The organism is Mycolicibacter icosiumassiliensis (assembly GCF_900078685.2).
Classification (GTDB): Bacteria; Actinomycetota; Actinomycetes; order Mycobacteriales; family Mycobacteriaceae; genus Mycobacterium; species Mycobacterium icosiumassiliensis.
In genome coordinates, this window is sequence record NZ_LT546166.1 from 715,328 (window position 1) to 724,929 (window position 9,602).

Annotated in this window: 6 protein-coding genes and 1 pseudogene; all 7 read right to left on the bottom strand. The window is 64.9% G+C overall.

Going from position 1 to position 9,602, the window contains the following annotated elements:
• Positions 1-24: 24 nt before the first annotated feature.
• Positions 25-3,984 (bottom strand): annotated as a pseudogene (gene eccCa / locus BN4346_RS27160) (type VII secretion protein EccCa).
• Positions 3,981-4,379, bottom strand: a complete 399-nt coding sequence (locus tag BN4346_RS27165) for a type VII secretion protein EccB (protein WP_096867612.1) — start codon at positions 4,377-4,379, stop codon at positions 3,981-3,983. Before BN4346_RS27165 ends, eccCa begins: the two are co-directional and overlap by 4 nt.
• Positions 4,279-5,904 (bottom strand): type VII secretion protein EccB, encoded by a 1,626-nt coding sequence (gene eccB, locus BN4346_RS27170; RefSeq protein ID WP_067968452.1) that lies wholly within the window; start codon positions 5,902-5,904, stop codon positions 4,279-4,281. Before eccB ends, BN4346_RS27165 begins: the two co-directional genes overlap by 101 nt.
• The gene (gene eccA, locus BN4346_RS27175; RefSeq protein WP_067968453.1) at positions 5,901-7,733 is read right to left on the bottom strand and encodes a type VII secretion AAA-ATPase EccA; all 1,833 of its coding nucleotides are present in this window, start codon (positions 7,731-7,733) and stop codon (positions 5,901-5,903) included. The genes eccB and eccA overlap by 4 nt, the downstream gene beginning before the upstream one ends.
• A gap of 275 nt (positions 7,734-8,008) precedes the next feature.
• Positions 8,009-8,908 carry a class I SAM-dependent methyltransferase gene (locus BN4346_RS27180; protein ID WP_067968457.1) on the bottom strand — a complete coding sequence of 300 codons (900 nt, stop codon included), beginning with the start codon at positions 8,906-8,908 and terminating at the stop codon, positions 8,009-8,011.
• A gap of 97 nt (positions 8,909-9,005) precedes the next feature.
• Complete coding sequence (locus BN4346_RS27185; protein WP_046287208.1) at positions 9,006-9,293, bottom strand: WXG100 family type VII secretion target; 288 nt, start codon at positions 9,291-9,293, stop codon at positions 9,006-9,008.
• A gap of 14 nt (positions 9,294-9,307) precedes the next feature.
• Positions 9,308-9,601 (bottom strand): type VII secretion protein EsxS, encoded by a 294-nt coding sequence (locus BN4346_RS27190; RefSeq protein WP_067968459.1) that lies wholly within the window; start codon positions 9,599-9,601, stop codon positions 9,308-9,310.
• Between the last annotated feature and the right edge of the window lies 1 nt (position 9,602).

Consider the following 9,602-nt stretch of genomic DNA (forward strand, 5'->3'; position numbering starts at 1 on the left):
TCCCCTTCCGTAATTCGATACGCGTCAGCGCGTCAGACTTTGGCTGAATTGCGGGTTGACTAGTTGTAGGTAGGTGGGTTCGTCGTTGTCGGTGAGGAGGATTGCTCGTCCTGCGGGCAGGCGTGCGAAGCGTTGGCCGCGGATTTTGCCGCTGTCGGCGGGGTTGCCTGAGAGCATCAGGGTGGTGGCTTGTAGGTCGTTGAGCCGGCGCAGCAGGGGGTTGGTCATCAATGCGTGTGCTGATCCGGTGGCGCGTGCGGTGACGATTACCCGCAGTCCGAGGTCGCCTGCTTGCGAGAGCAACTCGATCAGGGTGCTCCACGGTCGTTGCCCGGCATAGGGGCCGGTTAGGGCCGGGGAGTCCGGGATGGCATCGACATCGTCGATGATCAGGTAGTGGGTGTGCCCCTGATAGCTCCAGGAGGCTAGATCGGCGGCCGACAAGCCTGCTGGGGGCCGCCGCGACCCGATCAACGCCGAGAGGCCGAGCATGGCCGGCAGGACCCGATCCACATTCGCGGTGTACTCATTGTCGGCGAACAACGGTTCGTCGACCAGGTGCAGGCGTCGGTCCAGGACGGTGAACGCGACCTGATCAGCACTGGAGTGTTCCCGCACGGTGCGGATGAGGTGGCGCAGCAGGGTGGTTTTGCCGGATTTGGCATCCCCGAGCACCAGCAGCAGTGGGTTGGTGGTGAAGTCCACCTGCACCGGCGCCAGGTCCTCTTCGCGGACCCCGATCACCACATGATCGACCGCCGGATAGAGCACCCCGACTTCTTCGGGGGCCAGGTTGGTCGGCAACAACCGCACCGGCGGCGCCGCCAATCCCGGGTGGCGGGCGTTGATCGCCTCGATCTGGGTCAGATCGGGTTGGGCGATCAAGAAGTGCTCGGCGGCCATCGTCAACCCACGACCCGGCGCATTGGCCGGCACCGCCTCAGCCGGACGCGTCAAGGCTCCGGCGACCCGCACATTGCTGTCACGGGCATCATGCAACTTGAGTTCGAGGCGCAGGCCGAGGCCATCACGCATCGCCAGCGGGACTTCCAGCCAGCTGGGGGTGGTGACCACGACATGGATGCCGTAGGCCAGGCCGACGTTGACCAGTTCGGTGACCTTGGCCAAAAGCGGATTGCGGGTGTTGAACGCATCGGTGTTATCGCGACTGAACGCATACAGGTTATCGATCACCAAGAACACTTCGCCGTAGCCGTCGTTGAGGGCACCGATGCTGCCATCACGGAACGCTTCACGCTGCTGACGGGCGGTCAACAGTTGTTCGAGTTCGCCGAAGGTGCGGCGGATCTTCTCGGGTTCTAGGCCGGAGGCGACACTGCCCACATGCGCCAACCCCTCCACGGCCCGCAACTGCCGGCCGCCGTAATCGAGGCAGTAGAAACTGACCTCCCGCGGCGAATGCAGGGCCGCGGCGGAGAGGATGAACGTCTGCAATGCCGTGGTCTTCCCCGACTTGGGGCCCCCATGAATGAGCAGGTTCCCCGAGGCCGAACGGGCATCAGGGACGTTAGGGACGCGGCGCAGCGCAAAGGTTGTGTGGAAATGGCCCTACGGCCACCGCAACGCCCGCTCACTGATCCCCGCCCCAGCCAACGTCGCCGCCAACGCGATCGGCTCATCCAAGGGCGGCAACCACAACGCCGGGGCCTGCGGACCGTAGTTCGCCAACTGCTCGCCGATGGTGGCGATCAACTTGCGGGGCGGACCCACCACCTCTTCCTCGGCCTCAACGATCGTGGTCTGCTGCCCCGAATCAACGGCCCCGGCGGTGAACAATTTCGGCTCCGGCAACGCCTGCATCACCACCGCCCGCGACCGCGCCGGCGGATCATAAATCCCATCGACATACGTGGAACGGAACTTGATCGGCGCCGCACCCGGGGCCGGCACCAAAAAGCCCTCACCTTTGTGCTCTTTACCCGACTCGATGTGATAAGCGTCCTCGACCCCAATGATCTGCCGCGACACACTGGCCGAAGCGACCTTGAGCCCGATCCGATACGACGTGTTCTTGTCGATGTCCTTGATCTTGCCCACATCCAACGTTTGCGACGCGAACAGAATATGGATCCGGAACGAACGACCTTTACGGGCCACATAATCGAACAACTCGGCGTACTCGGGATGATCAGCCAACATCAACGTGAACTCATCAGCCACAATGAACAGTGTCGGGATCGGCGCCAAATCATGCCCCGCCGCGATCGCCGCCTCATACTCAGTCACCGAATTAAACGCACTGCCCTGCACCGCCCGACCCGCCTCCCGCAGCAACAACTCCCGCCGCGCCACCTCACCGCGCAGGGTGTCGGCGAACCGGTCCGCCAACGAGCGCTTCTCGGCCATATTGGAGATCACCGCAACCACCTGCGGGAAATGCCGGAAAATGTCCGCGCCGGCCTCCCCCTTGAAATCGGCGTAGATCACGATCAACCGATCCGCCGAATGCGTCGTCAACAGTGACAGCAGGATCGCCATCAACGTCTGCGACTTACCCGAACCGGTCATCCCGATCATCAACCCATGCGGACCCATCCCACCCTCGGCCTCATCCTTGAGATCGAAGAACAACGGCTCCCCCGTCGCGGTCACCCCAATCGGCACCCGCAACTCCTGCTCACGCGTGCGCGGCGCCCACAACGCCGGAACATCCAGGCGCGAGGCGTCGGCAATACCCAACAACGTGGTGAAGCTGGCACCCCGGGTGCCGGCCGACCGCAACCCGGCATGCGTCGGATTGGAATCCCACCGCGACAACCGGCGCGCCAGATGCGCCGCCTCCTCCACACCGAGCTGATCGGCGTTATCGACATAACGCTGCCAACCACCAGAATGCCAACGATCAATCGACCCCCCACCCGCGCTGATCCGCAGGATCGGACGCTCCGGATCGGAATACTGCTCCCGATTGGGCTCGATCGTGCTGCGCTGGATGACGGTCACCCCGGCGCGGGCCGAACCCAACACCGAAGCCGCCACATCAAAATCGGGATCATCAATGATCACCAACACATGCCGCGCGCTCTCACCGGCCTCACCGGTAAACGCCGGGCGCGTCGCCAGCACCGGCGCCAACAACGACACCAACTCCTCACCGCTGGTCGCCAAATACCGGGCCGGACCCACCCCATCAACCTGGCCAGCAATATCAGCATGCGGCAACCACTTCAACCAGCTCCACGCGTCCGACTCCAACTCCGCAGAGGCCAACGCCACCCCCAACATCGTCGGGTCATGCCAGCTCACCGCCTGAGCCACCCACGCCCGCACCGCCGCCCGCACCTCCGCGGCAGCGTCCTGGCCCTGGCCGAGCACACTGATCCGCGACAACTTCCCCACATCCACACCCACGGGCACATCACGCACCGTGCGCTGGGTATCAAGCAAACTGCGCAACGCACTGTGTGAGACCGGCTCCAAATCAATCTCATCAGCGGTATCACTCACCCGCACCGCACTGGCCAACCCCACCGCATGGCGGCCCGTACGCACCACCAAAAAATCCTCATCATGCGGATCGCGTTCCCACTGGCGCCGCGAACCCGGCACCGCCACCAAATCCACCGGATCCGGATGCGACCACTCCGCCGCCGCCCGCTGCTTAGCCGCCGACCCCCGAATGTTGTCGCGGACCACCGACAAATACCGCAAATAATCCGCCCGCTCGGCATCCACCTCCACCGTGCGGGCCTTCTTATCCCCACCCCGATAAATCCCCGCCGCCGCCACCAACAACGCAAACGGGAAAAACAACATCACCGGAGACACCAACCGCATCCCCGTCGCAACCATGGCAATCACCATGCCCACAATCAAAATCACAATCACCACCGGCAACGCCCGCTGCAAAAACGACGCCGGAACCAACCGCGGCAACTCCGGCGGCGGCTCAACCGTGATCGTCCCCCGATCGGTCACCGGCACCGGCAACCGACGACGCGCCTCAAAAATCAAACGACTCATCGGGACTCTCCCCCGTTAGATCCAGCACCAGACACCCCAGCCACACGACGACCCCCACGCCCATCAGGCGCCAACCCGTCATGAGCCAACAACGCATCACCACGCGACAACACAGGACCCACCGCAAACTGCGACAACACCGACCACGGAATCGGCAACGCCGGCTCACTCAAACCCAACGCGCCGATGGTGTCCCCCTCACCCCCACTAGTACCGGACTCAGTGTTAATCCCATACCGCACACCGGTATCAGAAACCCAAAACAACGGACCCACACTCGCATTAGCCGCCGGATCACCATTCACACTCTGAACGAAATAAACCGATCCAGGCGCCAACGCCACGACGACCCCCACGCCCATCAGGCGCCAACCCGTCATGCGCCAACAACGCATCACCACGCGACAACACAGGACCCACCGCAAACTGCGACAACACCGACCACGGAATCGGCAACGCCGGCTCACTCAAACCCAACGCCGCGACGGTGTCTCCCTCGCCCCCGCCCGAACCGGCCTCAGTGTTAATGCCATAGCGCACACCGGTATCCGAAACCCAAAACAGTGGACCCGCACTGGCGTTAGCCGCCGGATCACTGTTCACACTCTGAACGAAATAACCCGATCCCGGCGCCAACGCCACCCGCGCCGCCGTGCCGCCCACACCAGCACCCACCAAATCCAACGTCCGCACACCCTCACGCAACGGCAACATCGAACCCGACAACAACGTCAACGAACTCGTCGACGCACCAGCAGGCTTACTCCACTGCGCACACGTCACCGGCGCCGACACCGCATCCACCACCCGCACCGGCCGCTCCGGAAAACGCGACACATCCAACTGCCGCGACACCGGCAACCGCGCAACATCATCAGCACCCAACACCGGCGGCCGATCCAAACCCAGCGAATCCGTATTACGCAACACCGCCGCCACCACACCAGAAATCGGCTGCAAGCCGTCCTCCAGCACCGCGTAGTAGTGCAGGGTGCCGTCGGAGTTGCCGTCCAGGGAGTGTGCCGCCACAACGGCTCCCACCGGCGCCGCCGCGTGCAGGTCGTATGACGGCTTGCCGCCGGCGCCGGGGATCACCGGGGCCACCAGTGCGGGCGCCTCCGGAATCGCGTTGAACAGTCCGGTGGCGATCGGGCGTGGGGTGGGCACAGCCGAACCGCGCTCGCCGAGGCCCAGGGCACCGGTGATGGCGTGGTCGGACAGGTCGATCCGGCTGCGCTTGCCGTCCCACAGCAACCATGCACCGGCACCGTTGTCGACCAGCACCGCCTGCTGTGCGTCGAGCGCACCGGCGCGAGAGCCGCTGTAGGCCAACGGCCCGCCGATCACCGTGACCCCGGCAGTCGAGCCGGTCACCGAGTCGCACGCCGTCCAATCGGCGTCGCGAGCGCTGCTCTGCACCATGCGTTCCGGGGCTCCGGGGATACCGATGAGGTTGCCACGGGCGAACTTGTCCAGCGCAGTGCTTTTCACCACGGTCGGGTTGACCGGCCGGCCGGCGATCAGGCGCGCTGAGGTCAGGTTCAGCACCGGGTGCAGCTGGTCTCCGACTCGCACATACAGCGCGGAGGTGGACTTGTCTGCCAGCACCGGGTCGTTGTTGGCCGCGCTGTTGGGCCAGATCAGGGTGAATACGAAGCAGCCGCCCACCACGGTGGCCAGCACCAGCAGACCCATCAGCACCGCACGCGCCTGTGCGCGTAGCGGCTCCACCAACATCCGGGTGTCGTGCAGGGCTACGCCGGAGGCGATGCGCCGCATGACGAATCGCCAGCCGCTGACCTGATGCTTGGTGACGAAACCGCGCCGGTACTCGACCCGATCGGGATTCTCGTTGACCGGGGTCCGCGACGCGAACGAGCGCCGATCGTCATCGGACCGGTCGGGCTGTGCCGCGCTCATGCGTTGGTCTCCAGGCCCAGGCCACGCAGCAACGGCGCCACCGAGTTACGAACATCTTCGGTCGTAATGGTCATGAGCTCCTCATCGGTGAACAGTCCGGTGCCGGACTGTTCGGAATGGTCAAGCCTGAATTCGCGCTCCTCCTCGGAGCGTTCGACGACGTTTCGCACGAAGCGGCCATTGCCGGCGATGTCCAGGCTGCGCCGGGCGATTCCGTTCGCATCGGGGTGCGACGCCTCGGCCAGCTGACCGAACAGCGCCTGCATCTCTTCGAGTGCGGTCTGTTCGAAACGGCTGTCACGCTGCTCGGCCATCTTGTGCGCGATCTCGACCAGCTCCGGCGGCTGGTAGGACGGGAAGTCGATGCTGCGGGTGAAACGCGACCGCAGACCTTCGTTGGTGTCCAGGAACCGGTCCAGGTCGGCGCGGTAACCGGCGACGATCACCACCAACCGATCACGGTCGTTCTCCATGCGGGCCAGCAGCGTGTCGATGGCAACCAACCCGAAGTCGTTCTTGGCGCCGGTGGCCACCAAGGCGTATGCCTCGTCGAGGAACAGCACACCGTCGAGGGCACTGTCGATGATGGCGTTGGTTTTGGCCTCGGTCTCACCGATGTGCTGACCGATCAGGTCGGCACGGTGCACCTCTTTGATGTTTTCTTTCTTCAGCAGGCCCAGGCCGCAGTAGATCTTGGCCACCACACGGGCGATGGTGGTCTTACCGGTCCCGGGCGGCCCGGCGAAGACCAGGTGGTGGGTGCGCTGGCCGACGGCCAGCCCGTGCTGCTTGCGCACCACTTCCATGGCCACCGAACTCTTGAGTCGCTGCACCTGGTTTTTGACCTCGGACAGCCCGATGAACTCGCCGAGTTCGCGTTCGGCTTCGGCCAGCAGTTCGGCCTTGCGTTCGTGGGCGGACGGGTCGACGAAGTCCTCGGCACTGGGCTCGGTGTCGGGGTCCCAGGGGTCGGTCCGGGCCTCGATCCGGGCCGCGGTGGTCGTGACGATCCCGAAGCTGTGGTCCAACAAGGCATGTTGGACCTGCTCGTTCTCCGGGTTGGCGGCGTAGAGGTCCTGCAGCACTTCGGCGGCGGATTCCTCATCGTCTTGGGCCCGCAGGATCAGCCCCTTGGCCAAGGCCCCGTCGGTGGCGGCGACCGCGATCGGCCCGTCCGGCTCCTCCAGGTAAGACAACGCCGGGGCGTACATACCCAGCCGCGCCAGGGCGATCCCCAACGCGATCTTGGCGGCGTGGGTGAACAGCTCGTCGCGGTCGGGGTCGTTGACGATCGGAGTCAACAGCTTGACCATGTCCGACCAGCGCCCGGCGTGGTGGTTCACCGCGATCGCCATCCAGCGAACGTCATTCCAATCGGGACGCCGCGCGGCGATCTCGGCGACCACCGCGTTCGCCTCGGCGCACCGGCCGGCCATCGCCAGCTGCGCGGCGTGGGCGAGGTGGAAGTCGTCGGCTTCGGTGGCGCGCAACTTCAGGTACAGCCCGGTGTCGTAGTGGAACCCGAGGGCACCCTGCTGAAGGTCCAGGCGCCGCTGCAGGGCGCCGGCGCTGGCGGCGGTCTGCGAGACGGCGGCCAGCACCCGCGGCGACTGATCGCCGGCGGCGGCCAGGCCGATCCAGGCGTCGCACTGCTCGTGCGCGACCCGGGTGAGTGCCGCGAAGCCAGTACGTGCCGCCGTCAGGTCGGCAGGACGTTTCCGCTGGTAAACCTCGATACCGAGGGCTCGGCAGCAGGTGGCGAACCGGCTGAGGGTTTCCTCGTCGACCCGTGGTTGCGGGCTGAGCAGAGCCGCATCACCGTTATTCATGCGTGGCTCGCTCCTTCGCTGTTTTTGACTGCGCCAACCCGGCTGAAGTTAGCATTGCATAAGCTAACTGTCGAGATCGATCGGGACGATCGGCAGGCGACTTCCATCACTCCCGCAGGCGGCTTTTCGCCCCACGAACCGGACGCTGGCGCGCCGACGTCGTTCCAACCCATCACCCGACTCCTTATTGAAAATCATTTTCGATTGTCTCGCACGCTACCGCATGCGGGGTTCGTCTTCCACAACGGTTCTCGGCAGCGACCACTGAACCGCTCCTAGCCCTTAACTGCCCACATCAGCGAGTTCCGCAGGATCATCTGACCGGCCCGGGTGTCGGGCTCCGGAACGGGGCGATCCAACTGGCGCAGGCAATCGGCCAGCGGCGTCACCGTCGCGGTCCAGCCACGAGCGCCGAACCACTGATCCGCGGGAGCGTGCTGCTCGTTGTAGACCAGCCGATGGAAGTTGCGGGAGTCGTCGCCTGCCTCGACTTCGGCCGCAACCGCGGCGTCATACGCGTCCTGGGGCATCGGGACGCCGTCCTCAACCGCGACGCGACTGCCCGAAGCAGCGAGGCCATCGATACCGGCGAACAGCTGCTCCTGGGCAACGGCAGGGAGATAGAGCAACAGGCCCTCGACGATCCATGCCGAGGGCCGGGCCGGGTCGAAACCGGCGTCACGCAGCGCCTGCGGCCAGTCCTCACGGAGGTCAACGGCTACCTCACGCCGCTCCGCCGTGGGACGGATGCCGCGCTGCGAGAGGACATAGCTCTTGAACGCGAGCACTTGCGGCTGGTCCAACTCGAAGATCGTTGTCTCGTCCGGCCAGGACAAGCGAAAGGCGCGGGAGTCCAGTCCGGCCGCCAGAATCACCACCTGGCGCACCCCAGCTTCTACGACCCCGCTGAAGTAGTCGTCGAAGTAGCGGGTGCGCGCACCCTGGAAATTGACGAAGTGCTGCCCGAAGTCACTGGACAACAGCTCGTGGCCAGGCAAGCTGCCGTCCAGCACCGCCGCCCAGTCCCCGCCGACCGCCCGGCAGAACAGCTCCGCATACGGATCGACGGCCGCTGGATCGGCTTTGCGGGCTTCCAGGGCCCGGGCGGTGGCCACGAACAAGGCCGTCGAACCGACGCTGGTGTTGATGTCCCAGCTGTCACCTTCACTACGCATTAGAGGCATTCCACGGACCCTACGCCGGGGTGCGCACGGTGGACTGCCCGACGAATGCCGCCGAAACCAACCGTGACAGGCCAGAGCTTGCGCTCTGTCAGCCCCACTTGGCGGCTTCGGCGGTGTCACGCGCGTTCATCATCAAGGTGTTGGTCTCATGCGTGGAGGCCATCGCACGATAAGCCAACACCAACTCCTCCATCGCCTGATTCCACTGCGCCTGCCACGCCTGATACGTCATCCCCGTATCGCCCTGCCACGCCGCCGACAACGCCGCCTGCTCACTGGCAATATCAGCACCCACCGCCTGCAACGTGCCCGCATACCCATTCATCTCAGCCGCATGGGCCAACATCGCCGGGTAGTTGTACATAATCTGCGACATCAGACAAACCCTCCCTAAACCCCGGTGTAACCAGAAGCCGCAGCCGCATCAGCCGCCACATACGTCGAACCGGCGTCCGCCAGATTCACCTGCGCCATATCCAGCAACGCATTCACCCGCGCCGCCATCGCCACAAACCGCGCATGCGACCCCTGAAACGCCGCAGCCGCCTCACCCACATGAAACGCCTGCGCCGACATCGCCGCCTGCTCCGCCTGCGCCATCGTCGACCGCATCAACGCCGCCTTGGCACCAAACGCCGACTCCGACGCCACCAACTGCGGAATATGCGCATCCAACAAACTCATC

What these genes read in the sequence shown, in the direction of transcription:
- BN4346_RS27165 (WP_096867612.1), bottom strand. Translation starts at nt 4,379, where the DNA reads ATGCGTTGTTGGCGCATGACGGGTTGGCGCCTGATGGGCGTGGGGGTC.
- eccB (WP_067968452.1), bottom strand. Translation starts at nt 5,904, where the DNA reads ATGAGCGCGGCACAGCCCGACCGGTCCGATGACGATCGGCGCTCGTTC.
- eccA (WP_067968453.1), bottom strand. Translation starts at nt 7,733, where the DNA reads ATGAATAACGGTGATGCGGCTCTGCTCAGCCCGCAACCACGGGTCGAC.
- BN4346_RS27180 (WP_067968457.1), bottom strand. Translation starts at nt 8,908, where the DNA reads ATGCGTAGTGAAGGTGACAGCTGGGACATCAACACCAGCGTCGGTTCG.
- BN4346_RS27185 (WP_046287208.1), bottom strand. Translation starts at nt 9,293, where the DNA reads ATGTCGCAGATTATGTACAACTACCCGGCGATGTTGGCCCATGCGGCT.
- BN4346_RS27190 (WP_067968459.1), bottom strand. Translation starts at nt 9,601, where the DNA reads ATGAGTTTGTTGGATGCGCATATTCCGCAGTTGGTGGCGTCGGAGTCG.